Here is a 628-nt window from a genome sequence, read left to right on the forward strand (position 1 = left end):
CACACCGCGTGCGGTCGTCGACGTCGTCAAGCAGGCCCTGGCGTCCTCGTACATCTGGTTCTTCCTGTGCCCGGTCGTGCCGGAGCTGGCGATCCGGTCGCGGGCGACCACGAAAGTCTTTGCCGCGGTGGAAGGTATCGGCCGCGGGCGTGGCAGCGACCGGCAACGCGCGGCGACCACCCGGTCGATCGATGACTACCTCAACGGGCTCAACCTGTACCGCGCCAACATGCCGGCGCCGTTCTTCGTCCCCGTGAGGCCGTTGCCGCAGACTCGGGTACCGGTGCAGGTTCTCGTCGCGCGCCGCGACTACTTCGTATCGCCCGCCCTGCAACGGTTCACCGGCTCCATTCCGGACGGCGGCAGGGTCGTCCCGATCGACGGTGGCCACTGGGCGGTCACCTCCCATCCCGACGTCATCGCCGGATTCACCGGCGAATGGGTGGACCTGACCTCGGAGCCTGCGGACCGCCACGACCTAGGCGGGGCGTGAGGATGACTGTGACACGGGGCATTTGGGACAGCATCCCGGCCGACCTCTACGGCCGGCGCAAACGCGACCGGATGTACACGGCGTTGTACGGGGTCGGCACGCTGTTCGGCGGCCTGGCGTCGGCGTCGCGGTGGA

2 pseudogenes are annotated in these 628 nt (G+C 68.9%); both read left to right on the forward strand.

Annotated features, from left to right (window positions below):
• Positions 1 to 493: pseudogene (locus tag A5775_RS20440) on the forward strand (alpha/beta hydrolase); the annotation flags it as partial.
• A gap of 2 nt (positions 494 to 495) precedes the next feature.
• A pseudogene (locus tag A5775_RS25550) lies at positions 496 to 628 on the forward strand (oxidoreductase); the annotation flags it as partial.

This window comes from Mycobacterium sp. 852002-10029_SCH5224772 (assembly GCF_001667315.1).
Classification (GTDB): Bacteria; Actinomycetota; Actinomycetes; order Mycobacteriales; family Mycobacteriaceae; genus Mycobacterium.